Source organism: Gorillibacterium sp. sgz306347 (assembly GCF_059735245.1).
In genome coordinates this window covers 12708-38051 of sequence record NZ_JCAPET010000029.1, presented here as the reverse complement: position 1 = coordinate 38051, position 25344 = coordinate 12708, and the positions used below count along the sequence as shown (strand labels likewise).

General features: G+C 50.2%; 23 protein-coding genes and 1 pseudogene. 23 read left to right on the top strand and 1 reads right to left on the bottom strand.

What is annotated here, in order from left to right; genetic code table 11:
• Positions 1-12 precede the first annotated feature (12 nt).
• The 20 genes and pseudogenes from AC6I6H_RS15615 to AC6I6H_RS15520 form a co-directional block, all read left to right on the top strand.
• A pseudogene (locus AC6I6H_RS15615) lies at positions 13-978 on the top strand (sigma-70 family RNA polymerase sigma factor); the annotation flags it as partial.
• A gap of 72 nt (positions 979-1050) precedes the next feature.
• On the top strand, positions 1051-1476 hold the full coding sequence (locus tag AC6I6H_RS15610) for an SRPBCC family protein (protein ID WP_497954873.1): 426 nt from the start codon (positions 1051-1053) through the stop codon (positions 1474-1476).
• Between the two features lie 134 nt (positions 1477-1610).
• Positions 1611-2033 carry a VOC family protein gene (locus AC6I6H_RS15605; RefSeq protein ID WP_497954872.1) on the top strand — a complete coding sequence of 141 codons (423 nt, stop codon included), beginning with the start codon at positions 1611-1613 and terminating at the stop codon, positions 2031-2033.
• A 122-nt stretch (positions 2034-2155) separates the two neighbouring features.
• Positions 2156-2395, top strand: a complete 240-nt coding sequence (locus tag AC6I6H_RS15600; RefSeq protein WP_497954871.1) for a hypothetical protein — start codon at positions 2156-2158, stop codon at positions 2393-2395.
• A gap of 622 nt (positions 2396-3017) precedes the next feature.
• On the top strand, positions 3018-3722 hold the full coding sequence (locus tag AC6I6H_RS15595) for a response regulator transcription factor (protein WP_497954870.1): 705 nt from the start codon (positions 3018-3020) through the stop codon (positions 3720-3722).
• Positions 3719-4726, top strand: a complete 1008-nt coding sequence (locus AC6I6H_RS15590; protein ID WP_497954868.1) for a sensor histidine kinase — start codon at positions 3719-3721, stop codon at positions 4724-4726. The genes AC6I6H_RS15595 and AC6I6H_RS15590 overlap by 4 nt, the downstream gene beginning before the upstream one ends.
• A 207-nt stretch (positions 4727-4933) precedes the next feature.
• On the top strand, positions 4934-5704 hold the full coding sequence (locus tag AC6I6H_RS15585) for an ABC transporter ATP-binding protein (RefSeq protein ID WP_497954867.1): 771 nt from the start codon (positions 4934-4936) through the stop codon (positions 5702-5704).
• Complete coding sequence (locus tag AC6I6H_RS15580; protein WP_497954864.1) at positions 5679-7619, top strand: FtsX-like permease family protein; 1941 nt, start codon at positions 5679-5681, stop codon at positions 7617-7619. The genes AC6I6H_RS15585 and AC6I6H_RS15580 overlap by 26 nt, the downstream gene beginning before the upstream one ends.
• Positions 7620-7922: 303 nt before the next feature.
• Positions 7923-8846 carry a helix-turn-helix transcriptional regulator gene (locus AC6I6H_RS15575; protein WP_497954863.1) on the top strand — a complete coding sequence of 308 codons (924 nt, stop codon included), beginning with the start codon at positions 7923-7925 and terminating at the stop codon, positions 8844-8846.
• Positions 8847-8922: 76 nt separating this feature from the next.
• A complete protein-coding gene (locus tag AC6I6H_RS15570) occupies positions 8923-9726 on the top strand; it encodes an SDR family oxidoreductase (RefSeq protein WP_497954862.1) in 804 nt (267 codons plus the stop codon).
• Positions 9727-9750: 24 nt separating this feature from the next.
• Complete coding sequence (locus AC6I6H_RS15565; protein WP_497954860.1) at positions 9751-10140, top strand: nuclear transport factor 2 family protein; 390 nt, start codon at positions 9751-9753, stop codon at positions 10138-10140.
• Between the two features lie 812 nt (positions 10141-10952).
• Complete coding sequence (locus AC6I6H_RS15560; RefSeq protein ID WP_497954859.1) at positions 10953-11195, top strand: helix-turn-helix domain-containing protein; 243 nt, start codon at positions 10953-10955, stop codon at positions 11193-11195.
• Between the two features lie 253 nt (positions 11196-11448).
• Positions 11449-11976, top strand: a complete 528-nt coding sequence (locus AC6I6H_RS15555; RefSeq protein ID WP_497954898.1) for an alpha/beta hydrolase-fold protein — start codon at positions 11449-11451, stop codon at positions 11974-11976.
• Between the two features lie 531 nt (positions 11977-12507).
• Positions 12508-13998, top strand: coding sequence for a TIR domain-containing protein (locus AC6I6H_RS15550; protein WP_497954857.1), 1491 nt, complete (start codon positions 12508-12510; stop codon positions 13996-13998).
• A 123-nt stretch (positions 13999-14121) separates the two neighbouring features.
• Positions 14122-14340, top strand: coding sequence for a hypothetical protein (locus tag AC6I6H_RS15545; protein ID WP_497954855.1), 219 nt, complete (start codon positions 14122-14124; stop codon positions 14338-14340).
• Positions 14341-14479: 139 nt separating this feature from the next.
• Positions 14480-15307: a nitroreductase family protein gene (locus tag AC6I6H_RS15540; RefSeq protein WP_497954853.1), complete on the top strand. Its 828-nt coding sequence runs from the start codon at positions 14480-14482 to the stop codon at positions 15305-15307.
• 343 nt (positions 15308-15650) lie between these two features.
• Positions 15651-16274, top strand: coding sequence for a hypothetical protein (locus AC6I6H_RS15535; RefSeq protein WP_497954851.1), 624 nt, complete (start codon positions 15651-15653; stop codon positions 16272-16274).
• 313 nt (positions 16275-16587) lie between these two features.
• Positions 16588-16920: a nucleotide pyrophosphohydrolase gene (locus AC6I6H_RS15530; RefSeq protein WP_497954850.1), complete on the top strand. Its 333-nt coding sequence runs from the start codon at positions 16588-16590 to the stop codon at positions 16918-16920.
• 11 nt (positions 16921-16931) lie between these two features.
• Positions 16932-18812, top strand: a complete 1881-nt coding sequence (locus AC6I6H_RS15525; protein WP_497954849.1) for a DNA/RNA helicase domain-containing protein — start codon at positions 16932-16934, stop codon at positions 18810-18812.
• A gap of 343 nt (positions 18813-19155) precedes the next feature.
• On the top strand, positions 19156-20754 hold the full coding sequence (locus tag AC6I6H_RS15520) for a hypothetical protein (protein ID WP_497954848.1): 1599 nt from the start codon (positions 19156-19158) through the stop codon (positions 20752-20754).
• A 215-nt stretch (positions 20755-20969) separates the two neighbouring features.
• Here the strand turns inward: AC6I6H_RS15520 and AC6I6H_RS15515 are convergent, their stop codons facing one another.
• Positions 20970-21341, bottom strand: coding sequence for a helix-turn-helix domain-containing protein (locus tag AC6I6H_RS15515; RefSeq protein WP_497954847.1), 372 nt, complete (start codon positions 21339-21341; stop codon positions 20970-20972).
• A 299-nt stretch (positions 21342-21640) separates the two neighbouring features.
• Here AC6I6H_RS15515 and AC6I6H_RS15510 point away from each other — a divergent pair, with 299 nt between their 5' ends.
• The 3 genes from AC6I6H_RS15510 to AC6I6H_RS15500 all read left to right on the top strand — a co-directional run bounded on the left by AC6I6H_RS15510 (position 21641) and on the right by AC6I6H_RS15500 (position 25270).
• Positions 21641-21940, top strand: coding sequence for a hypothetical protein (locus AC6I6H_RS15510; RefSeq protein WP_497954846.1), 300 nt, complete (start codon positions 21641-21643; stop codon positions 21938-21940).
• A gap of 251 nt (positions 21941-22191) precedes the next feature.
• Entirely contained in the window at positions 22192-23481 is a 1290-nt protein-coding gene (locus AC6I6H_RS15505) for an NCS2 family permease (protein ID WP_497954845.1), read from the top strand.
• 232 nt (positions 23482-23713) lie between these two features.
• Positions 23714-25270 (top strand): tetratricopeptide repeat protein, encoded by a 1557-nt coding sequence (locus AC6I6H_RS15500; RefSeq protein WP_497954843.1) that lies wholly within the window; start codon positions 23714-23716, stop codon positions 25268-25270.
• Positions 25271-25344 lie beyond the last annotated feature (74 nt).

Here is a 25344-nt window from a genome sequence, read left to right as displayed (position 1 = left end):
ACCCGCCCAAAGGAGGCCGCTATGAGCGAGACGGCATTGGACCTGCAGTTACTGGAGAGGTTAAAGCCGGGGCTGACCTCGTTTTGTTACCGAATGTTAGGCTCCATTGAGGATGCGGACGATGCGGTTCAGGAAACCTATATCCGGGTTTGGCAAAGCTGGCATTCCTTCCGGCAGGAATCCTCGCACAAAACATGGATCTACCGGATCGCCTCCAACCTGTGTCTGGACAAGCTGAGGCAGGCCAAACGCCGTACGCTGCCCGTTGATCTTTCCGATCCGGCGGCCTCCATCAGCCAGCCCCGGGAAACGCTGCCCGATTTCTCGTGGATATGGCCCGCGCCTGACTTCGGGGAAAATCCGGAAGAGGCTCTCCTGCGCAAAGATACGCTGCAGCTCTGCTTCATCGCACTTCTGCAAACCTTGCCTCCCCGCCAACGGGCCGTTCTTGTTTTGAAGGACGTGTTCGACTGGCCCTCCAAACAGATCGCAGACACGTTGGCAATGTCGCCGGCGGCCGTGAACAGCGCCTTGCAAAGAGCCCGGGAGACGATGAACCGGACCCGCCTCCGTTCCGACGAGCTCAGCCGGATGGATGCCGAGCCGGATCGGGAGCTGCTGGCCCGGTATGTAGAGGCCTTTGAGAAATTTGACCTGGATGCGCTGGTCGCGTTATTCCATGAGGAAGGCTGCATGTCCATGCCGCCGTTTGCCATGTGGGTGCGCGGCAAGGACGATTTGTTCCGGTTTTTCACCCTGACCCGCTGGCATTGCGTGGGCTCCCGCTTTTTGCCGGTCACGGTGAACGGCGGCTATCCCGCTTTTGCGCAGTATGTGCCGAGTCCGGGAACATCCGTCCTCGTCCCCTGGGGAATTCACGTGTTGGAAAGCAAAGACGGGAAAATCCTCCACGTTCAAAATTTTATCAACACCCCCTTGTTTTCAAAATTCGGGCTGCCGGAGCAAATCGACCGATGAATTTCGCACTCGAAGGACGTCTATAAGAAGGAGAACCAAAAATACGACAACATCGAGCGAGGTGTCTTTAAAATGGAGACAAGCAATCCGGAAAAAGTAACGGTTGAGGCAGTCATTCAAGCGCCTGTTGAAAAGGTTTGGAGCCGTTGGACGGAGCCCGGACACATTATGAAGTGGAATCAAGCCTCCGAGGATTGGCATGCGCCAAGGGCGGAGAACGATTTGCGGGCCGGCGGCAGGTTTCTGACCCGAATGGAAGCGAAGGATGGCAGCATGGGGTTTGATTTTGTTGGCGTATATGACGAAGTAAAAGCGCCCGAGCGGATTTCCTATACCTTGGAGGACGGGAGAAAAGTCGAAATCACGTTTGTGGACCAGGGCGGCGAAACGAAGGTCGTGGAAACGTTTGACGCGGAAAGCATGAATCCGGTCGAGCTCCAGCAAGCCGGCTGGCAGGCGATTCTGGACAACTTTAAAAAATACACGGAAGAATCCTAAGCAATAACCCTCTAGCGCCCCTTGGGCGCTTTTGTTTTTTTTGAAATGTTTTCGCGGCACACCGATGATTTTAGAGCGGCCCAACCGTCTATCCTTTTGAATGAAAGAATCCAACATCCGGGAGGTAGAAGGGTATGGCGGTAAAACTCACCCCTTACATTACTTTGGAGGGAAAAACAAGGGAAGCCATTCGGTTTTATGAGCAGGCCATCGGCGCAAAGGTAGTTTCGCTCGTCACTTATGGAGATATGCCGGAAATGTCCAATACGTTTCAAGAGGATTTAAAGAGCCTGGTGGCGAATGCCAAGGTGCAGGTAGGGGAAGCGGAGCTTATGTTTTCCGATGATCCGTTCGGCTCGCCTCTGGGAAGCGGAAAGCGGGTCACCATTTGCATTACCACGAACGACGTGGAACAATCAAGACGAATCTTCGAGGCCCTGCGGGAAGACGGTCAAATCAATCTGCCGTTCCAGGAAGAGGCGTTTAGCCCCGGCTTTGGCGATGTAACGGACAAGTTCGGGATCACCTTTCAAATTTATACGGAGCTTGAAAGCTAGCTTATTGCCAAAAGGGCCGTCCTGGGACAGGGCGGCTCTTTTTTATAGATGGTTCTCCAGAACCTTCGACTTGTCGCCATAAGCCTTGTCCAGGCAGGCTGACGGATAAGTTCGGGCTCGATGTGGTGGTCCCCGGCGAAGCCGATCGCAGGATCGTTCACGACATCATTTATCAGGAGCTGTGCCTTGGAATCATTAAGGATGAGTCCCGGCAGTCTTATCTCAGGATCTTTGATAAGCTGAGCCGGCAGGGAGCGGAGGTTGTTATTTTGGGGTGCACCGAGTTTCGCAAGAGAACTGCGAGGTCCCGCTCTACGATACAACAAGGCTTCACGCGGAGGCGGCGGTTGACTTTGCCCTAGGGGATCACCGAACGCTTCTGTGATGCGGGCGATGCGGTTCAGGTAACTATACCCGGGTTTGGCAAAGCGGGCATTCCTTTCGGCAGGCATCATCGCACAAAACGTATACGCCGGGCCCGGAAGCATCCGTCCTTGAGCGCTCCCCCGTTTGCCTCGCTCCCCCTACCATTTGTCTCTGCTTTCTTGGCTGAAAGTTGCAAGTGACGGGCATGCTCCGACGATGACCAGGGAAAAGAGGAGCAAATAGGTGCACGGCGACACTTATTTCCGCAGGTTTGGCGTTCCTATCGCGAAATAGTTCCCTACACGCAATTATTTTCGACGAAACAGGAGATATTCGGGGAAAACGGAAGAAATAGTTGCCTTTTTGCAGCTATATGGCCAAAAATGAGAAAAAAAGCCCAATTAGTTGCTTTTTTGCACTTCCTGTTCCCACTCTGCAAGCGAGAAGCCCTCTGGCTTGTTGGAAGGTTCCGCCCTCCTTCATCCGAGGGCCTCTTCAAATCTATAAATTTATTTTTGGGCGACCTTGTCATATAATTTTATATAGTCGCCGGCTTGGCCACGAACGAAGGCACCTGCTCGGGTGCCTTTAAGTTTTGCCGAAAGGAGGCGGATGGAAGTGTATACGATCCTCATTGTGGAAGACGATAGCAAGATAGCCGAGCAGCTGCGTTCCTCCTTAATGAAATATGATTTCGACGCGCGGCTTGTCGAGGATTTCAGCCGGGTGCTGGATACGTTCCTGGAAACAAAGCCCGATTTGGTGCTGCTCGACGTGAACCTGCCGAAATTCGACGGCTTCTATTGGTGCCGGCAAATCCGGGCGAATTCGCTTTGCCCGATCCTTTTTATTTCCGCGCGGGGCGGCCAGATGGATCAGGTTATGGCCCTGGAAAACGGGGCGGACGATTACATAACGAAGCCGTTCGACATGGAAATTGCAATGGCCAAAATCCGCAGTCAGCTTCGCCGCGCCGTGGGTGCCTACGCAGCCGGGCGGGAGCAGGAGCGGACCATCGAATACGCAGGGATTGTGCTCTACCCGGAGCGTTATAAGGCGTCCTGTCTGGGCAACACGGCCGACTTTACCCAAAAGGAGGCCGATTTGCTGGCGATGCTGATGGAAAAAGGAGGGCGGGTCGTCAGCCGGGAACGCCTGCTGAACATGATGTGGGAGGATCAGCATTTTATCGATGACAATACGTTGAATGTCTATATTACGCGAGTACGACGGAAGCTGAAAGAGCTGGGGGCGGAAGCGGGGATTGAGACGATCCGGGGCGCCGGCTACCGGATCATTTCGGACAAGGAGCCGTCGGCATGAAGCTGTTCTGGAAAGACCAGTTCCCGCTGATTCTGTTTTTTGCGTTCCAAATGCTTCTGGTTCCTTTCGTTTACGGCCTAACCGGCGAAGGACGCCCGCTGCGGATTATGCTGTACGGCGTTTTCTTAAGCGGTGCGGTGCTGGCGGCCTACCTCGGGTACCGGTACCTCACGCACCGGGCGATGTACCGGACGCTTTCCGCAGAGGAGCCTTCGGAGGAGGAGCTGTTTAATCCGCCGCTCGGAGACGCCGCGCTCCCGGAAGCTTTTCACGAGCGGATCGCCTGTTACGGGCAGCTGCACCGGGAGCAGCTGGATCGGCATCAAAGCCGCACCGAGCAGCATTTGACCTTCATAAACCGGTGGGTTCATCAGATGAAAACTCCGCTTTCCGTCATTCAGCTGGCACTGTCCGAGGTGGAGAACAAGCCGGCGGAGGACATTCGCGAGGAGCTGGACCGCCTTCGCAAAGGCTTGGATATGGTTCTCTATACCGCCCGTCTGGAGCATTTCGAGCACGATTTTGCCGTGAAAGCGGTCGGCTTGTACGCGATGGTCAGGGAGGCCGTGGTAGAGAACCGCACGCTGTTCATTCGGAAAGAAATCACGCCGAGCTTCGCCATCGATCAAGAGGTGCGCGTGCTTACGGATGACAAATGGTTTCGCTTCCTGCTGAGCCAGCTTTTGACGAACGCGGTGAACTATTCGGGCGGCCCCGGCAAAGTCGTCCATTTGACCGCGGAAGACGCCGGGGAGCACATCAAGCTCCGGATTCGCGATGAAGGCATCGGGATCGCCCCCGAGGACCTCGACCGGGTGTTTCATCCGTATTTTACAGGGGAACGGGGGAGGCAGTACCGCGAATCGACCGGCATGGGCCTTTACCTCGTGAAGGAAATCGCCATGAAGCTGGACCATGAGATCGGGCTGGAATCGGCGCCGGGTGAAGGCACAACGGTCAGCTTGACCCTGCGCAAAGCCCTTTCCAAAGAAGACGCCTCCTGAAGAGAGGCCATTGAGAACCAGAAGGTCTTTCAGTGGCTTCCCTGAAGAGGGGGTGTCTTTTCTTATGCGGCCAAGCGAACAAAGGGGCGAACAGAAGCTTATCGCCGGTGTAAGGCTCGGTTCACGTAAACCGATGGCGGTCCAGGGGACCGTGTCGTAAAGTTAGGGTATCAATCGGAAACGGTACAGAAAGGAGCTTCTATCGCTTTGGATATTCTTGAAGTCAAATCGTTAAATAAAGTGTACAGCGGCAAAGTGGCGACCCAAGCCCTGACCGATATTCATCTGACCATCCGAAAAGGAGAGTTTGTCGGCATCATGGGGCCGTCGGGCAGCGGGAAGACAACGCTGTTAAACATGGTCTCCACCATCGACCGTCCCACCTCGGGCGAAGTCAAAATCGGGGGGCGGAACCCGTACCGGATGAAAAAGAGAGAATTGGCGCTTTTTCGCCGCAAGCAGCTGGGCTTTGTTTTTCAGGATTTCAATCTGCTGGATACGCTCACGGTAGCGGAAAATATCGTCCTGCCGCTCACGCTGGACAAACGCCCGTTAAAAGAGGTAGAGGGCTTGCTTGCGCAAACGGCCGTCAAGCTTGACATCGACGGGATTCTGACCAAACGCGTCTACGAAATTTCGGGCGGCCAGCGCCAGCGCACGGCGATTGCCCGGGCCATTGCCGGGTCGCCTCTGCTGCTTCTGGCGGACGAACCGACCGGGGCGCTGGATTCCCATTCCTCGCGGGCGGTGATGGAATCGCTGGCGGAGATTAACGAGAAGGACGGGACGACGCTGATGCTCGTGACCCACGACCCGGTAGCCGCGAGCTACTGCAACCGGATTGTTTTTATCAAGGACGGAAAACTGGCGGCGGAAATTCACCGGGGCAAGGACCGCCAGGCCTTTTTCCAAAAAATCATCGATACGCTGTCGTTCTGGGGAGGGAATGCGGGTGAACTTTCCTCAATTCGCGTTTAACAACGTCCGCCGCAATGCGCGCGCATACCTGGCCTACTGGCTCAGCAGCTCGTTTATGGTCATGATTTTTTTCACGTATGCCGTTTTTATGTATCACCCGGACATCGAGGTTTCCGAAATGGGCAGCATGACCCGGACCGGCATGAGCATCGCCACCGCTGTCGTTTATGTGTTCGCGTTCTTTTTCGTCCTTTATTCCATCAGCGTGTTCCTGAAATCGCGGAATCGCGAGTTCGGCATCCTCACGATCCTGGGGGCGGAATCGCGGCAGATCAACCTGCTGATCTTTATGGAAAATCTCCTGATCGGCGCCGCCGCCATCGTGACGGGTATCGCGGCCGGTTTGGCGATGTCCAAAGTGTTTTTGCTCGTCAGCACCCGGGTGATCGATATGGAGGACTTGCCCTTTTACTGGCCCGGAAAAGCGATCCTCCTGACAGCGGGCGCCTTCCTGCTGCTGTTTCTGTTTATTTCTATGTTTACCTTGGTGTTTATTCGGAAACGGCAAGTGCTGGAGCTCCTCACGGGGAACAGCAAGCCGAAAAAGGAGCCGAAGGCCAACCTTGTGATTTCCCTGTTCGGCGTGGCCCTGCTCGCGGCCAGCTATATGGCTCTCCATGGGAAGGAGCTTAACAATTCCAGACTCTTGCTTGCGGCCCTGACCGGGATTGCCGGCACCTATTTCTTCTATTCCCAGGTATCCGTCCGGGTGGTCAAAAGACTGCAGCGCAGACGCGGAACCGCCTGGAAAGGCACCAATCTGCTGTGGATCTCCGAGATGAGCTACAAATTGAAGGATAACGCGCGCATGCTTTTTCTGGTGTCGGTCGTTGTCGCCTTGGCCTGCATGAGCACCGGATTTGTATTGGCTTTCCAGCAGGAGGCCCGGGACGTGTATCGGGGAAACCCTTTCGCTTTTCAATACGAGACTTACAGCGACGGGGACAAAGTGAAAACCGAGGCTGATTTGGCCTACATTGAGAAATCTCTCCGTACAGGAGGTTTGGTTTATCGCACCGCAAAGGCGGATATGATGGTCGCGGACATCTGGGACAAGGAGGGACAGGAGCGCTCTCTTTTGCTGATCTCGCAAACGCAGTTTAACGCTTTGGCGGCGGAGGTGAAGACCGATCCGGTTGAAATGCCCGGCCAAACGGAGTCGGTGCTGGTGCAAACGCCGGATAAGGAAGGAAAGTTCCCTCCGCAAGACACTCTGGAGGTGCGAATTAGCGAAACGGTGCATCCGTTTCCCTATGTGTCCCGCACGGACAAGATCGCGGCTCTGTCTTACTCGGGGAAGCTGCTGGTCGTACAGGATGAGGCGTTTGAACGGTTGAAGCAGGAATACGAAGCCGGGGGGCGTGCCCTTTATCAATACACGGTTTTTCTTACGCCCGAATCCGGCAGGCTCCCGGGCAGGGGAGATCCCGAAACGAAGCTGGGCCATGAACTGACCGAGTGGAGCCGAAGCCAGGAAAACCCGGAAGGGTTTGTGCAAGCCCGGGCGGAAAATTACTATGAAATGAAGCAAGGCGCCTCCCTCATTAGCTTTATCGGGGTTTTTGTCGCGCTGATCTTTTCGGTCTCCTCGGCGAGCTTTCTCTATTTCAAGCTGCACACGGAGCTGGCCGCCGACGCGGTGATGTATCGCTCTCTCTCTAAAATCGGGCTCAGCAGCCGGGAGATGAACATCTCGGCCACCATCCAGATTGCCGTGCTGTTCTTTGTCCCGATTGCGGTGGCGGCGCTTCAATCCCTGGTCGTGCTCGGCCCGGTCTTGGAGCAGCTGGAGGCGCAAAGCCCCGTATACGTCCCGGTGCTGACCGCTTCGGCGGCCTTCCTCGCCGCCCAGCTGGTGTATTTTCTTATCGTCCGGGCCCGTTATATCAACACGGTAAAGAAGATGATGGTGTAAATACTTTTTGCAAAAGGGAAAAGCGGGGGGACCAGCCTGCCGCCAACAAGGAGCGCATTTCGTTCTTGGACCTGTGTTCCGGGGGGTTGCTCTGCCGGGGATTCAGCAGTAATGCGAGGATGGAGCAATAGAGAAGGTTGGCTTTGTGAAGGACGCCCAATCGGGGCGTCCTTCATTTTGTTCTATCGTTGTTGCGGTGAACCGTGACAGACGACTTTCCTTCTGCGCGCATGTTCTCCAAGCCTTAACCTGACATCTTGTTGTCCAGTTTTAACGGATATACTAAAACCTGGAGGTGAGCGGATGCAAATCAGCCGATTATTCCAAGTGGTTTATATTTTGTTGGAAAAGGGGACCGTTACGGCGGCAGAGCTGGCAGAGCGGTTCGAGGTGTCGGTCAGAACGATTTATAGAGACGTGGAGGCTTTAAGCCAGGCCGGAATTCCGATCTATACCAGCCAAGGAAAAGGAGGCGGCATTTCCCTTTCCGACAGGTTTGTCCTGAACAAATCTTTGCTGTCGGACAAGGAGCAGGATGAGATACTTTTTGCCTTGCAAAGTTTGTCCGCGGCCCGATTTCCTGATACCGACGAGGTTTTCTCGAAGCTGAGCCGCTTGTTCCGAAAGAACAGCACCAACTGGATTGAGGTGGATTTCTCCTCATGGGGCAGCGGGCAAAAACAAAAAGAGCTCTATGCCCTGCTGAAACAGGCCATACTGGAGCATAAAGTGATTTCGTTTACCTACTTGAGCGCGGCCGGAGAACAAAAAAGCCGGAGAGGCGCTCCAGTGAAACTGCTTTTTAAGGATAGGGCCTGGTACGTGGAGGCCTATAGCTTTGAACAAAATGCTTTCAGAACCTTTAAGATTACCAGGATGTCGAATGTTCAATTTTCAGACGGAGCGGGGATGGAGCTTCAAAAGCTTCAGCAGGGCATGGCGGAGCCTTCGGGGACAGAAGTTCCCGTCGATAAACCTCAGAGAGTCCCTCTGGTATTAAAAATAGAACCGGCGGGGGCCTATCGCATCGTGGATGAGTTCAAGAATGAGGACATTATGAAACAGGAAGACGGGTCTTTCCGGATTACTTCAGAAATGCCTTCCGGAGAATGGCTTTATCACTATCTTCTTTCATACGGAGATCTGCTGGAAGTTATTGAGCCGGCGTCCGTCAGGCTGGAGATGAAAAATCGCACCACCAAAATGGTTGAAAAATACTTGAGATAACTGGACACGATGCTGTCAGGTTCTGTTGACTAAACTATCCTTGTACCCCACATACGAAGGAGGATTCAGCAGAACGATGGAAAACAGCCCGTACTTATCGGATAGGAGCAAAGAATTTGCAGGCAAACGAGCCCTGGTGACCGGCGGAACCCGAGGAATCGGCAGGGCGATCGTCCAGCGTTTGCATGCAGGAGGAGCTGAAGTGATCGCTGCGGCAAGATCACTGCCCGAAGAAGCATTCCCGGAGGGGGTAGGGTTCATTCAGGCCGATGTCAGCCTCCCGGAGGGTGTGGACCACCTGATTCAGGAAACGATTCGAATGTTCGGCGGCCTGGATATTTTGATTAACAATGCGGGCGGCTCCTCGACCAGCACGGCAGGGGCGTTAGCTCTAACAGATGAGGATTGGCAGACGACGTTTCACGCAAACCTGTTCTCATCCGTCCGTCTCGACCGTGGGTTTGTGCCTCACATGGTTGAACAGCAAAACGGAGTGATTCTCCATATATCCTCTATTCAGAGTAAATTGCCGGGCAACATGACCATGCCTTATTCGGCTGCCAAAGCTGCGCTCGTTAACTATAGTAAAAACCTGGCGACCCAATTCGGCCCTATGGGGATAAGAATCAACGCATTGGCGCCGGGCTTCACCGAAACGGAAGCCGCAGAACGGTTAATCGAGAGAATGGCTGAACAAGCCGGAACGGACTATCTGGCTGCTCGCAAGCGGCTAATGGATGAGCTTGGCGGCATTCCTCTCGGCCGGCCGGCCAAACCGGAGGAGGTCGCCGAGCTTGCCGCCTTCCTCGCTTCAAGCCGAGCCTCTTATATTACGGGCTGTGAGTATGTCATTGACGGCGGAACCATCCGCACCGTCTAACGAAATTACAAAGGAGATGATCTTATGGAGCCTCGTCTGCTTCCGCAAGTGATACAAGATTTTATCGCCGCCGCCAATAAACCCGATCCGGAGGCTTACGTCGACTGCTTTTCGGAAGATGCTCTTGTCCTCGATGAAGGCAAAGAATGGGCAGGCAAAGCCGCTATTAAAAAATGGAGTGACGAACACCATTTTGGTGCGAACATAACGCTTGAACTCAAACAGCATAAACAGCATGAGGCGGGAACCCTAGTGGTTTTCAAGATTGACGGCGACTTCGACAAAACCGGCCTGCCGGACCCGCTCTATCTGGATTTCTATTTTCAGATCCGTAACGATAAGATCAAGCGGCTTGCGATACAGCTGTCCGAAGGACCGGAACAAGCAAAACACGGATCAGGTAAGGGAATGTAAGGGCCAACCAAGTAAGCCGCAGTCCAATTCAAAGGAGCAGTCATAGCCTATTTAACCGCCCGTACTCCGCGATCCTGCTGAACGTCATTGCCTAAACGAAAATTGGAAATAAAATGGGGGTGCAGTGATTCATAAAGGTTGGAGGCGGGCCTGTTTTCGGAACCTCTCTGGACGGAAGGAAAGAAGTATTATACGGGCCTTCGGCTAAGCATGGCCTACCATCCGGAAGAGACGAGGCCCCCTCCGCTTGCCGCATCGCTTTGGCTGGTAGAAGGAACCGGTTTGGTGCAGGTGAAGGAGGTCCTCTATCCCGTCGTGGCCCCGATCCTCTATTGTGTGAACGCAACCGATAAAATCCGGTTCAAAACGGACACTTCCCTGAAGGTAAAATCGTTCGTTCCGGGCAAACGTGATCAACGACGGATTGACCGGTTGGGTAGAGGGCCAGCGGGAAAGCGGGGAGGCCGAGGGGACCTATTCACAGGATTAGTGGATGCTGCAGCCTTTTACGGACCGGTCCGGGGGGCTTACGGCTGTCTGCTTCTGGATCATGCGGCGGCAAAGTATATGGAAAGCATTTTGGAGGAGATCGACAAAAACCCTGACGCTTCAGCCCGACGCCCACTGGCCCTGCCGCAGCCACTCGTATCTCATGGAGCTGTTGTTTCGCATCCGTCTGCTGCAGCAGAATAGCAGCTCGACGCCGCGGCAATTCCTCAAGCCGAACGGGACCCGATCCGGCCGATCATCGAATACTTACATATGCATTATGGGCAAAAGATTAAAGTAGAGAACCTTACCTCCGCTTTCTGGTGAACCGGACTACTTTAAACGAAAGGTTTCATCAAGCAACCGGTCTTATGGTGATGGTCTATTTGGGCCGGCTGCGGCTGCAAACAGCCGAGATGATGCTGCGGAACATCAAGCTGCACACCTCGGAAATATTGGGGAAGGTAGGGGTTCAGGATGACGCGCATTTTATCCGGCAATTTCGGAAGTACGCCGGCTTTTCTCCGGCTACTTACCGAGCGAAATACAGTACCATGTCAGAATAACGGATGTCTGCCGTGCCCCTTTCGAGGGGCGCTTTTTTGTTTGACAGGCCCAGGAGGGAAAGTTGTGAAAAAGCAGGGAATCGCTGTTGAAACGCTCTGCCCCCGCGTGGAGGGGAGCTGTAGGATGAGAGCGAAAGAAGGAAGCAACCACCAATAAAGAAGGAAGACGATCTGGAAATGAAGTTTACGAAGGTGTTAGGCGTGGTTTTACTCTTCTGCCTGCTGGGGCAGAGCTTTGCTTCGGCCGCTCCGCGTGCAGCCATCCGTACTCCTCCACCCTGAAAGCAACTTTTGCAGCGAAGCCTTGCAGAAAAACAGGAATTTGAATGTCTACTTGCCGCTGAATTACGATCATCAGGACCGATGCCCCGTCTTGTACGTGCTGCATTCCTACAAACTTAATGAAAATCATTGGTTTGACGCCCTGGGCATCACCAAGACGGCAGATGCCTTGATCGCGAACGGCAGTCTGGAGCCGCTGATTATCGTGGCTCCGGAGATCGATAACAGCTTTGGCATGCATTCCTCCAAGAAACCGGGAGATACGGAGGGAAGCGGGAATCCAGGAGACGAAGGCGTTTTGCACACCTGGCTGTACGAGGATTATATAAAACCAAAGACGTTGTTTCTTACGTGGATGCCCATTTATTTCAACACGCTTCCGTCCCGCAGCGGCCGCTATATTGGCGGAACCTCCATGAAGGTTCGCGGCGCTCCACGTCGGCTTTCGCCATCCCTAGCTGTACAGCAAAGTGGGCGGCCATGCTCCGGCACTCTTTGATGGCCCCACGTGGGACGACTTAGAGAAAATGTTTTTTCCAACGCCAGAAGCCCGAAAACAAAATGATCCCCTTTTTCTATGGCGGCAACCCGGAAGCTGAATAAGCTGCATGTTTACCTCGACATGGGGGACCAGAACGATTTCAAGGGTGCGACCCAAAAGCAGAGTGAGATTCTAAAAGGAGTCAAAACGAAATCCTTTACTTATCAGGTCAACCAGGGCGGTCGCCATGACGACGCTTATTGGAGCAGCCAAGCCGAGAACTACTTGCTCTTCTATGCGGGGGCAGAGTCTTAGTCTAATTAAGGGCCCTTACGGATTCTATCCATGTGGGCTATAGGAAGTGAGAGTTGCCGACCTGTTCCGGGAGATTTCAAAATAAAAAAAGGGGGGGGCCTGAGTCATCTACAATGATTCATGGGGATCCCTCTTTTTCGAGGGCTGATAACCGTATGCGGGCTTTTAAGGGGTAGGACACTTGCGGGTGAAATGTGATATAATTACAAAAACTATAATGCATGGAGTGAAGTCATGCCATTACCTTACTTACAGGAAGTATTCAAAGATTCAGGAGTCCCAACTTTTACATTTGTTAAACCATCAGAATATAAAAAGCTCCTCGTTTCTTTACGCACATTAGGGAAGGGCTTGGTTATAGAGGGGCCGTCTGGAATTGGGAAAACATCAAGTATTTCAAAAGCACTTGAAGAGTCCGGAATAGATATGAAAGTTAGTAAGCTTTCTGCTCGAAAAGTAAAGGATATTGAGGAAATCCGAGCCATACCTACAACTGAATCCAAGGGTGTTATTATAATTGATGATTTTCATCGTTTGGATGCTGAAACAAAGAATTTAATTGCTGATTACATGAAAACTCTAGCTGATGAGGAATCAAACGAGACAAAAATTGTAATTATAGGAATAAATAAAGCCGGGGATTCACTTGTAAAATTTGCTCGTGATTTAAATAATCGGATTGACACGATTAGGTTTGAATCTAATCCGGAAGAAAAGGTTCTCGAACTTATTGAAAATGGAGAAAGAGCTCTTAATATTACCATAAATACAAAGGATGACATTGCAAAAGAAGCGCAGGGAAGTTTTCATATTGCTCAAATGCTCTCGAAAGAAATTTGTATTCATGCAGATGTACTTGAAGCAAAAGAAGAATTAACCGTCGTGACAACAAGTCTCGAAGTAATAAAAGAAAAAGTATTTGATGATTTGGGTCGAGCTTTTTATGAGACGGCAAGAGCTTTTGCGACAGGTCCTAAGTTAAGAAAGGATGGAAGAGCCCCTTACTTGCATATATTGTACTGGCTCGGAACAAGTAATGAATGGGCCCTTGATTTAAATGAGGCGGTAAGAAAGTTCCCTAAACATAGAAGCAGTGTCAATACCGTAATGGAAAAAGGCTATTTAGAGGGATTCCTAAATGGTGAACACGCTGAACTTTTCGCAGAATGTATACATTATGAACCGAACACTCATGTAATAAGCGTCGAGGATCCTAAGTTTGTTTATTATATACGGAATGTTCAATGGAAAAAGTTTGTTTTACAAGTAGGGTATAAATCTATTAATTTTAAATCCAGCTACGATTATGCACTTTCATTTGCTGGTAGTGACCGAGATGTGGCAGAGGCTCTTTTCGAAAAACTCGAAGAAGAAGAGGTGTCTGTATTTTATGATAAAAATGAACAGCACAGAATACTTGCTGAAAACGTCGAAGAGTATCTTAGTCCAATTTATCGAAGTGAAGCGCAGTTTGTTGTAGTTCTATTAGGTCCCGACTACCCCAAAAGAATTTGGACACGGTTTGAGTCAGAACAGTTTAGAGATAGATTTGGAGACGCTAGTGTGATACCCGTCTGGTTTGATACTGCCCCAACAGGTCTCTTCGATGATACTACAAAAGTAGGTGGGTTTCATTTCTATAGATCTGGTAATTTTAATCAACAAATCAATGAAATTATCAAATCATTAGTCAAAAAGATAGCTGAGGAAAGATCTGAAGAGTAGTAGTTAGGGGCTGCCATAAAGGCAGCCTTCTTACATAAGACATGAACACTATCTCAAATAGAGGTGAATTTTTGTAAAGTAGGTTAGGTAATAAACGCTGTTATCTATAAGGGGGATTTATTGATGTCGACAATATTATCAATAGAAAATGATCAACTTCTTGTAGTTAATGGTACAAGTACAGAAGAAATTAAAGTGGAAATTAGTGGAGTTTCGAATGTTTTAGATTTAATAGTTAAGGATTACAACGGCTTCAATAAAATGCAGCAAGTCAAAATTAATGAGATACCAAGGAAAATTGATAGCATTCTATTTAATTGTAAGGCTATACATAAGAAGTAAACAGGGGTCAAGTTTCGTTCTGCTTCTGTCTTGGACTTTAGGTAGGGGGCGGGAGAAAATAACTACGTAATGGCCCTATCGGGGAGTCCCTTACCATAAAACCAACCACATCTTGCGACTTTTATGCACCCAAACCCATGTGAAGCAGCAGGGACATCATTTAAGAGGAGTGAGCGCTTTGGAATTCAACGAAGTCATACACGGGCATCGATCCATACGGGAGTATGAAGATAGGGAAGTCCCGCAAGAAGTGTTGGAGCAAATCCTGGATGCCGGGATTCGCGCCTCTTCAAGCGGCAACATGCAGGCCTACTCCATCATTGTCACAAAAGACAAAGAGCTTCGAAAAAAGCTCTACACCGCCCACATGGAGCAGTCGATGGTGGTGGATGCGCCCATTTTGTTAACCTTTTGCGCGGACTTCAATCGAATGAGAAAATGGCTGGCGCTCCACGACGCACCCGTGCATTTTGATAATTTCATGAGCTTCATGATCGGAGCCATTGATGCCACTTTGGCCGCACAGAACTGCGCGCTGGCCGCAGAGAATGCGGGGCTGGGCATTTGTTACATGGGCTCCACGCTGGCCAACTGCGATCAGATCGGCGAGCTGCTGAACCTGCCGCCCAATGTCGTTCCCATTGTCGGGTATTCCTTGGGCTATCCCGCAGAAAACCCCGCCCCGCGCGACCGGCTGCTGAAGCAGGGACTTGTCCATTACGAGCAGTACCGCGATTATTCCGACGAAGCCATTCAAGACATCTACAAAGAACGGAACGAGAAGGGCTGGAAACGCTACATGGACGTCCCCCGGCTGAAAGAAATGACCGAACAATTGGGCTTAAAAAATCTGGCTCAAATCTATACGATTGCCAAATATACGAAGGAATCGCACCTCGACTACTCGCAAACCGTGCTGAATTACTTGGAGAAGCAGAATTTTATGAGGAATGATGGGGTGGAATGAAGAAAAGATATAAGAATATCGGATGTTCCTGATTTTCGAAATAGCAAAGCCTCCTCCGTAACTATACGCGGAAGGAGGCTTTTTGCTGTAAGCTTCGTCGGTTATCCCGGAGAACGATCCATTTCTAGACCCGGCAATCCTTTCGTTTGGTAGGCTTTCCAATAAAAACAGCTAAGGGGTTTGAAAAAAAATCAAATCATGTTAAAATGTGGATTGCATACAGGTATATTTTGGGGTTGGTTTTTTAGCTGGCTGGTTTGTTCGGCTGATTAAGAAGTAACATAGAAGAAAAGGTTGCATACGTGCAGCCTTTTTCCTCATTTCCCATAGAAGGAGTGTATAAATGTTTTCTCATGTGCATTTCCATCGCACGAACCGACTATTCGTGGTTCTTTTGTGCCTTATGGTTTGTGTAGGCTGCAATACAGCAACAGATAAGTCCTCAACAAATATTATCAGTTATGATCAATTTACTGCCTTGCATAAAGAGTTTAGGATGAGCTTTACATCAAAGAATTTTGTCAAGATTTCACCGGATTATGACGTTGTTGTCACGAAATCGCTGCCCATAAATGCTTTTGATAACCGCAAAATCGACACCATGGATGGAAGCATTGAGAGCCCTACAAACTCGGAAATATACTATTATAACAAAGATGAGGGAATAATCGTTCAGGTCACTCTTATTTATGAACCTGCCATGAAGGAAACGAAATTCATATGGATCAATTCTATATCCGAATCGGACAAGGAAAATATTCAAGAAACCTATCAAAGTATCGGGAGACCCATGCAAAAAAGCCTTCTGTTTGCTTCAAAAGGCTGCTTAGTTAATTTAACCTTCATGAAAGAAGAAAACAGTAAAATTTCAAACTCTGCTGAGGATTTTAACCGTTCCCTCCTTTCCTTTTACCGAGATTTTGAAGTTGAATTTTTACGGCTTCAACAACAAAATATCCCGGAATAAAGGATAGATGGAGAGAGACTCCATCATCCATATCCCTCCGACCAGTATAGCGCGCCGAGCATAGAAGCGTTAACGCCTGTTGATTGTGGAATCAACCGTCAGCGGCTCTTTCAGAATCCGAAGACGCCCGCGAATGATGCGTTGGAGTAAGGAATAAATATAAGATTTCGAAACGGCTCCTGTCCTTCAGGGGCTTCTTTTGTAGTCTCCTCTTAAATATTTCCATTAATAAGACAATTCCTTTAAATAAAAATATTTTCTACGTTATTACAACAAATTCCTGTTAAAATATTCTTGTTAGGGGGCTTGAACGATGAATGAGGAGATCGTAAAGAAGGTTCTTGCCTTTCGGCAACAACGGAATTGGGAGCAGTTCCATAACCCAAAGGATTTGGCTATCTCGTTAAGCCTAGAGGCGTCGGAGCTCCTGGAGAATTTTCAATGGAAAACGTCAGACGAAGCCTTGCAATTGAAAAAAGATGAGATTGCAGACGAACTGGCGGATGTATTGATTTATTCGATCTATTTGGCGGAAAGTCTGGGCTTGAGCCTGGAAGAACTGATCCAAAACAAGCTGCAAAAGAACGAAGCCAAATATCCGATAGAAAAGGCATTTGGGAAAAAGGACAAGTACACTGACTTGTAGAGGTGCAACCTGTGATTATATACAGCAGCAGCGCGCTTGAGTTTCGAGAGAAAGTGGATACGAATCTGCTGACGCTATCGATCGAAGAGGCCTTCATCAAAAAGATGGGCATGCGTCCGAGCCGTGGCGAAATTCGGGCATGGAACAATTCCATGCAGTTTATGGAGCGCGTCATCCGCAATTCGAGAATAGCAGATGATTGCGGCATTATGATTGAATACAACATTCCGGCAACGAGTAAGCGAGTGGATTTTATCGTAACCGGCCAAGATGAGGCTGGCCATAATAATTTCATTATTGTAGAGCTTAAACAGTGGGATTCCGCCAAAGCCACAGACCGTGAGGATGTGGTGCTTGCTTGTGTGGGCGGAAGAGAAAGAGAAATGACCCACCCCTCCTATCAGGCATGGTCTTATCGGCAGCACTTGGAGGACATGAACGAAGCCATCCAGAATCATAACCTTCGCAGTTATTCTTGCGCCTACCTCCACAATTATAGGACTCCACGGCCAGATCCGCTCCAGAGCCGGCAGTATCAACCCATTATCCAAAAAGCACCTTTGTTTCTGTCGGAAGACACAATCAAGCTTCAAGAATTTATCCACCAGCATACCGGAAAAGGAAAGGGAATCAACCTGCTCTATTTAATCGAGAACGGGAAAATTCGCCCTTCCAAAAAGCTGATCGAGCATATTGACGGTCTTTTTAAGGGTAATTCCGACTTCATCCTGCTTGATGAACAGAAAATTGCCTACGAATCGATTCTAAGCGAAGCAAAGGAGATCACGAAGAAAAAGACCATAATCGTCAAAGGCGGTCCGGGAACCGGAAAGTCTGTCATCTCGATGAATGCACTAGGTGGTCTTTTAAAGCAAAAGCTGAACGTAAAGTTTGTCGCCCCCAACGCTCAATTCCGGGTAGCAATGGTGGAGACGTTGGTCAAACAGGCCAAGAACAAGTCAAGAGCGAGAGGATTATTCGCTGGTTCGGGCCAATTTTACAATTCGCCGCCCGATTTTTTTGACGTCTTGATCGTTGATGAAGCCCATCGGCTCAAAGGGAAGGGCGCGTACATGTACCAAGGAGTGAATCAAATCGAGGACATTATCAAATCCTCCAAAGTGAATGTTTTCTTTATTGATGATAACCAGCGGATTCGCCCCGATGACATTGGGACCGTTGAAGAAATCAAGCGGATCGCGGAGTTGAATCATTCCGAGGTTTTTGAGTACACCTTATCCGCCCAATTCAGGTGTTCGGGAGCTGAAGGATTTCTGAATTGGATCGATCATATCCTTCAAATTCGAGAGACCGGCAATTTTGACGGATGGGATCAAGATACCTTTCAGTTTCTACTGCTGGACAGCCCTAACGATGTTTATGAAAAGATTAAAGAGAAAGTCGAAGAGGGCTACAAAGCCCGAATGCTGGCAGGGTACGCCTGGAAATGGACGGATGCCAAAGACGGCAATCCAAATGGAGAAATCGAGGATGTCGAGATTCCCGAACATAACTTTAAAATGCCCTGGAACGGACGTGCGCTCTCCACTTGGGCAATCGACGATAGAGGGATTGAACAAATTGGCTGCGTCCACACCTCGCAAGGGTTGGAGTTCGATTATGTCGGGGTCATCATCGGGAACGACCTGAAATATGATCCACAATCGATGCGCGTTTACTCTGACTTTGAGGAGTACAAGGACAAGCAAGGGAAAAAGGGGCTTAGGAACGATAATGAACAACTGACCAAGCTCATCAAAAACATCTACAAAGTGCTGATCTCTAGAGGGATGAAGGGGTGCTTCCTCTATTGCCGCAATACGGAGTTGCGGAACTATATTATTGGGCAGTTGGGGAGGGTTATATTATGCGAGGCAATTGGGATGAAGTAGCCGTGAGGTGAACAGATGCGTTCTAAGTGGGAAGTATTAATCTCCTAACTTTTATGGTTTGAAGGCCCAGCGCTTTTTAAGTGGATAAAGAAGTTGCAGGTTTCTATTTCCCGGCCTCCAGACACCTTTAGTTGTTTAGTTTCATGCTTAGTTAATTGCTCGCTGCTCGTTTCCATATTAGTTCATTAAAGAACAAATTATCGTCCATGTATCTTCTCAACGATTTGAGTAATAATAGTGTTTCATAATTAGGTTCTATATAGGTCAAAAAATATAATTCTGTTTGTCGAACCTTCTGGCTATTGGTACAATATACTTATAATTCAACGATTGGGTGATATTGATGGCGAAAAAAAGTGAAAATATTCTCAATACGCCGGATGTTGATATTTTAGTACGAGCCGTCGAAGAAGCTACAAGAGCGACTGCTATGAATACTACAAGGTTTATAGAACCAGCCGCAGGAACGTTGAGTAGAGCAATGTCTAGAAGAAACCATATTATATTTGGTCGAAGAGGTTCTGGAAAAACAAGTCTTTTACTTAAGGCCAAAAGAGACCTTTCTTTAAAAAGGACGCCTGTAGCCTTTGTGGATATGGAACAGTTCAAAAGTCACAGCTACCCTGATGTCCTAATTAGTGTCTTAATAGCAACACTTCAATCATTTAGAAGCTGGGTAGAGGAAGTGGGTTTGAGCTCGGGTAGTAAAGTTAGTTGGTGGAAAAGGGTCTTTGGAGCCCAGCCTGAACGTTCACCTCTCAACAAAGTAAAAAGTAACCAACTAATTGAAAAGCTAGACAGTCATATTGAAAAGTTAAATTCAAATTTGCATGCCGAAGATCAAGCTAGTCTCAATTATAAATGGTCTACAGGGCATGCTCAGGAAATGTCCGAAGGTGAAAATGCCGGAATAGATCTGAAGAACGTAAAAGTCGGCATGAATTCATCTAATGTTTTAAAAGATAGTAGTAGCATGGAAATTACTGAAGCTTCAAAAAGATCGAAAGTAGATTATCTCCACAGACATATGATAGACTTTCGCTCTCTCTTTAAGGAAATAGCTGAGTTAGCCGGTACAGATGCTTTTTTGATGCTTGATGACATGTATCATATAAGAAAGGCAGATCAAGCGAACGTTCTGGATTATTTTCATCGAGTCACAAAAGGTAATCAAGTCTGGCTAAAGGTTGGGACAATTCGACATCGGACCGATTGGTATCTTCATAGCGACCCTCCAAAGGGGTTAAAGTTGGGTGATGACGCTGAAGAAATTGACTTAGATTTAACATTGGAAAAGTTTTCAATGGCGAGAACCTTCTTATCTAATGTACTTAGGGGAATTGCGGAAGAGGCAGAAACTCAGGACCCTCGGAAAATTATGGCTGATACTGCTATGGATCGTCTAGTTCTTGCGAGCGGGGGAGTTGCGCGTGATTTCTTAACTATCTTTAGAAGATCTGTTGAAGTTGCTCGTGAAAGAAATGGGGGCCCCCGTGGACCTAAGATTGGGGCTGAAGATGTAAATCGAGCTGCTGGAGAGCATGACTCATCCAAAAGAGAAGAGCTAAAGAGAGATACAAATGAAGAAAGAGAGCGGTTAGAAAAGCTGTTTGAAGCAGTAAGAGATTTTTGTTTTACATCACGTTCAAATTGCTTTTTGGTGGAAAGGGATTGGAGCGAGGATGAGGCAAAGGACATTGAGGAATTAGTGGACTTACGCCTAATTCATCGAATAAACCCGAGAGTTACTGTACGGGATAGGGCCGGTAGACTGTATATTGCTTATATGCTTGATCTAAGTCAATATACTGGCGACCGGAAACGTAGAGGACTTAATATGATCTCTTTCTGGGCTAGTGATGGGGCTGAACAATTGCGTAAAGCGAGCCTTATCTATGCGGAAAAGGTGTTTCATAAAGAGAAAGTTAAAAAAGGCGTCTAAGGTTTTTACTTTATGTAGTCTCGTTCACCTATTACGTAGTTAGGAGAAACTAATGCTGACCGGATACACCCCATAACAGTATATATCGAAAGTTGACAAGAGTAAGGCCTACAGTTACCTAAAGCAGAAATAAATCACGTACGAATGTAATCTTGTGAAAAGGCACCAAATCGGTGCCTTTTTATTGTGTATTAATGAGGAATATTACCCTTAATTTATTTATTACGTGTATTCCATTCCAACGCAGCCTTCAAAACAGACAGCGCCTTGCTATGCTCCTCTGTGGGTCTGGCTAATAACAAGTCCACGATCTCCCCTAAAGCGTCGGTCCGCTCGGCAGGGTCGATCTGCCGAAACAACTCCTCTAATGAGATGGACAAACCCTCCGCAATTTTCTTGAGAGTATAAACGGATATACTTTTTTCGCCTCGTTCGATTTGGCCGATGTAATTGGAATTCAGGTTGGCCGACTCGCCTAATTTCTCCTGAGACAATCCCTTTTCCGTGCGAAGCACCCGGATGGTTTCTCCCACTATTTTAATGAACGCTTTTGCAGCTTCTTGATCGCTCTTTGCTTTGTGCACCACGAGTTCTCACCTCATGCTAAGCGTAAAAGAGAATTATCTGCCAGTTCCAACTACCAAGAATACGATTTAAGCGTTATAATAGTATTTATAAATACGATTTATCATTTATTTATGTATTAGTAGATACGGAATGCCAGGGTGGGTGATGAAAGGCCGTAAATGGGACAGCAATTCTTTAGAGTGACATGAGCTCTCAGCTTCAAAAATTGCTTGGCGAATGGCACTATTATGAACCTCACCGAGAAGACGTATACAAAACGAAAGCTTCAACAAAACCCTGAATCACAAGGAGGAAACCCATGACGCGCACCTGGGACGTGTACGAAAAGCTGGTCGATGAGGAAGAGGAGTTGTTGGGGAAGATCAAGTTCTGCGAAGGCTGTCAGTGGGCGGTTTTGGCGTATGTCAGTCAGCATGCGGAGATGGGGAAGGCCATCGGGGAAGAGATTCTGTCGAACGTCCATCTGATTGAGCAGGACCTGCGGACGGAGCTGCTGCACCTGCGGTTGGAGAAGGGGGTGCTGGCGGAGCGGATGAAGAAGGAAGACCGTCCTTCGGCGGAAGCGGGCGAGGCCGACGAAGAGACGACGTTGTGTTAAGCCGTCAACTCATTAATCGAGAAAGGTTAGAGGCTTCCGCCTTCTGAAGTGTGTTGGGCTGTCGCGTTTTCCTGATGCCACCGCGTTCCTCCTGGCCGATTAGGCTTTCCCGGCCCGTTATGTTACAATACCCTCTGGACGGCTGCGGCCGTCTATCTTTTATGCAAAGGGTTGGGTGAGGGGCTATATGAAAAGCGGGTATTCGATTGGTCCACCGGAAAAAAACGATACCGACGCAAGCAAAGGACAACATGCCGCCTAAAGAGGCAGCGGGTCTTGCCGTCAAGGGGTGGCGGGGGGAGCTGTTGGCGGGGACGGTTTCCTTTTTTGCGATTGTTTATATTATCATTGTGAACTCGGCGATCCTGGCGGATGCCGGGATTCCCCAGAGCGCCGGGATCGTGGCGACGGTGCTCGCGTCGGCGGCAGGCTGCTTCGTGATGGGGCTGTGGGGCAAAGCGCCCCTGATTCTCGCGCCGGGGATGGGCATCAACGCCATGTTCGCGTATTCGCTCGTGCAGGGCATGGGCATGACCTGGCAACAGGCGCTGGCTGTGGTGGTTTTGGCCGGGGGGTGTTTTTTTGCCCTGAGCCTCACCACGTTCATCGAAAAGCTGCGCGCGGCCATTCCCGTTTCCTTGCAGGAAGCCATTTCGGTCGGCATCGGGCTCATGCTGGTGCTGATCGGCTTGCACAAAGGCGGCGTGATCGCGCCGAACGAAGCGTCGGTCATCGCCGTGCAGTCGTTTGCCGATCCGGGCGTGCTGGCGACGCTCGCCACCTTGGCGCTCACGTGCATCCTGTACCTGCGCAAGGTGCCGGGCAACCTGCTGCTGGCGATCCTCGGCGGGACGGCGATTGCTTACCTGTTCGGCGTTGCGCCTTCCGGCGCGGCGAACATCGGAGGAGAAGGCTCCTCCTGGGCGGCTTATGGCGAGGTGTTCGGACACTTCACGTTCGCCGGGGTACCGGTGACAACGATGGCGGTTGCGGTTTTTTCGCTGACCCTCGTCCTTGTGTTCGAGAGCGTCGGGCTGATCAACGCCCAGTTGAACATGAGCGGGCGGCCGGAGCGCTTCCGGCGTTCCGTTCAGGCGACCTCGTTCACGGTGCTGCTGAGCGGGATTTTCGGGACGAGCCCCACGGTGTCCACCGTGGAGGCAGCCGCCGGCATTTCGGCGGGAGGCCGGACCGGGCTTACGTCGATCTTTACCGGAGCGCTGTTCCTCCTGTCGCTTGTGGCGATGCCGGTCATTTCGCTTGTGCCGGATCAGGCGGTCGCGCCGATCCTGATTTTTATCGGCGGCTTGATGATGCCGGCCGTCCGGCACATTTCCTTTGAGCGGCTGGAGGAAGGGCTGCCGGCCTTTTTCGTCCTTGCCTTCATCCCGCTGCTGAACAGCATCGTGGACGGCATCGCCGTCGGCTTTATCAGCTACGCGCTGTTCCATCTGGCGATGGGCAAAGGCCGCGAGGTGAAGCCGCTGTTCTACTTCATCACGCTGCTGTTTGTCGCGTATTTTGCGCTGCAGGCGCTGTAAGCCGCGAACGTTAGCCAAGCCCGCCCGGGACCGTCGAGGTTCGGGCGGGTTTTGCTTTTTTGGGCGCTCCCTCCCCGGGTTAAATCTGCTTTTGGTTCCACTGGAGGAGCGTACGGTTCCTTTTTCGAAAAGTTGGAGCGGTTTGGGAGCCCCGGAAAGGTTATGATAGAGACAGGTTAGGCAAACTAAAGGAATGGGACCGAATCATTCACAGAGAGCGGGAAAAGTAGAGATGAAAGCGACGAACAAGCAGCGTTACCGTTACAGTGAAGCCCCTATTTGGGAGCTTCAGCGGAGGTATTATGAAGAAGAGGGCTTGAAGGCGTGGAACAACGACCAGGTTCCGCAATACATCACGAGCAATCCCATGATTGCGGCGGCCTATGCGGAGATGATCTTCGGGTTTCTTCAGGATCGGGCGAATCAGGGGGAGGTTTCAGAGCCCGTTCAAATTGTAGAGTTAGGCGCGGGGGCGGGCCGTTTTGCTTTTCATGTGCTGCACGAGTTGAGTCAGTTGATCGAATATGCGGGGCTCGCGCTGCCTCCGTTTCGCTATATCATGACCGATCTGGCGATGACCAATGTGTTGGCTTGGCGGGAGCATCCGGCCCTTCAGCCTTTTGTGGCGAAGGGAATGCTTGATTTTGCGCGGTTTGATGCGGTGGAGGACACGGTTTTGCAGTTGACGGTGTCCGGAGCGGCCATTGGGGAAGGAGAGTTGAAGCAGCCTTTGGTCGTTGTGGGGAACTACTTCTTTGACAGCATTCCGCAAGAGCTTCTCTATGTGGGAGAAGGCCAAATATATGAGACCGATGTGTTCGTGGACTACCCGGAGCGCCGGGACTCGCTGAAGCCCTCCGAGCTGCTGGGTCAACTTACTTTGCACTATGAGCATCGGCGGGCGCCGGAGTACGAGCAGGAAACGTATCCTTACCGGGATGTCATCGCCGTTTATCAGGAGCATTTGGAAGACTCGCACATTTTGTTTCCCGCCGCCGCGTTAAGCTGTTTGGACCGGTTGAACCGGCTTTCCGGGGCGGGCCTTCTCTTGCTGACCGCGGACAAAGGCGATCACTTGCTGGAGGACTTCAAGTTCGCGGAGCCGCCGGAGCTGATCCTGCACGGGAGCTTTTCGGTAACGACGAACTACCATGCGATTCAGCACGTTTTGCAGCAGAGGGGGGCGCTCGCGTTATTTCCTCCGCATCATTACAAAAATATCAATGTGGGGTGTATCCTCCACACAAATGCGCCGATGGCCTGCACCCAAACCCGATTGGCTTACCGCCGGTTTGTGGGGCGCTTTGGCCCGGACGAGTTTTTCAGCTTGAAGGAATGGGTGGACCGCAATCTGGACAGCATGGAGCTCCAGCAAATCTTGAGCTTTTGGCGGTTGGGCGGCTATGACGCGGAATTTTTCATTCAGAGCGCGAAGCGGATCTCCAATCTGTTGCCGGAGGCCACGGATGAGGAACGGAACGATATTTTGCATGGGATTCAGCTGATGTGGTCGTCGTACTACGTCATGGAGCAGCGGTATGACCTCGCGCTTGACGCCGGCTTGATCCTGTTTGAGATGGACCTGTACGAGGAGTCCAAACGGTTTCTGGAACGGTCGGTGGAGGAGGACCAGGAGGAGATTGTCTCCACCGTATATTATTGTTTGGCCATTTGCTGCTTCGAGCTGGATTTGGAGGCGGAGGCGCTGCACTACATGCGGGAATTGCTGAAGCTGGAACCGGATCATGAGGAAGCCTTGGCGCTGCTGCAAAGGTTTGAGTCGGTGTAGGGGATTGAAAAGGCAGGGGGATGTTGGGGGCGGACATGCCACTATCCCCCGGCAAAGAGGCGCCTAAAACAAAA

What these genes read in the sequence shown, in the direction of transcription:
- AC6I6H_RS15610 (WP_497954873.1), top strand. Translation starts at nt 1,051, where the DNA reads ATGGAGACAAGCAATCCGGAAAAAGTAACGGTTGAGGCAGTCATTCAA.
- AC6I6H_RS15605 (WP_497954872.1), top strand. Translation starts at nt 1,611, where the DNA reads ATGGCGGTAAAACTCACCCCTTACATTACTTTGGAGGGAAAAACAAGG.
- AC6I6H_RS15590 (WP_497954868.1), top strand. Translation starts at nt 3,719, where the DNA reads ATGAAGCTGTTCTGGAAAGACCAGTTCCCGCTGATTCTGTTTTTTGCG.
- AC6I6H_RS15575 (WP_497954863.1), top strand. Translation starts at nt 7,923, where the DNA reads ATGCAAATCAGCCGATTATTCCAAGTGGTTTATATTTTGTTGGAAAAG.
- AC6I6H_RS15570 (WP_497954862.1), top strand. Translation starts at nt 8,923, where the DNA reads ATGGAAAACAGCCCGTACTTATCGGATAGGAGCAAAGAATTTGCAGGC.
- AC6I6H_RS15565 (WP_497954860.1), top strand. Translation starts at nt 9,751, where the DNA reads ATGGAGCCTCGTCTGCTTCCGCAAGTGATACAAGATTTTATCGCCGCC.
- AC6I6H_RS15550 (WP_497954857.1), top strand. Translation starts at nt 12,508, where the DNA reads ATGCCATTACCTTACTTACAGGAAGTATTCAAAGATTCAGGAGTCCCA.
- AC6I6H_RS15545 (WP_497954855.1), top strand. Translation starts at nt 14,122, where the DNA reads ATGTCGACAATATTATCAATAGAAAATGATCAACTTCTTGTAGTTAAT.
- AC6I6H_RS15535 (WP_497954851.1), top strand. Translation starts at nt 15,651, where the DNA reads ATGTTTTCTCATGTGCATTTCCATCGCACGAACCGACTATTCGTGGTT.
- AC6I6H_RS15530 (WP_497954850.1), top strand. Translation starts at nt 16,588, where the DNA reads ATGAATGAGGAGATCGTAAAGAAGGTTCTTGCCTTTCGGCAACAACGG.
- AC6I6H_RS15520 (WP_497954848.1), top strand. Translation starts at nt 19,156, where the DNA reads ATGGCGAAAAAAAGTGAAAATATTCTCAATACGCCGGATGTTGATATT.
- AC6I6H_RS15510 (WP_497954846.1), top strand. Translation starts at nt 21,641, where the DNA reads ATGACGCGCACCTGGGACGTGTACGAAAAGCTGGTCGATGAGGAAGAG.
- AC6I6H_RS15505 (WP_497954845.1), top strand. Translation starts at nt 22,192, where the DNA reads ATGCCGCCTAAAGAGGCAGCGGGTCTTGCCGTCAAGGGGTGGCGGGGG.
- AC6I6H_RS15500 (WP_497954843.1), top strand. Translation starts at nt 23,714, where the DNA reads ATGAAAGCGACGAACAAGCAGCGTTACCGTTACAGTGAAGCCCCTATT.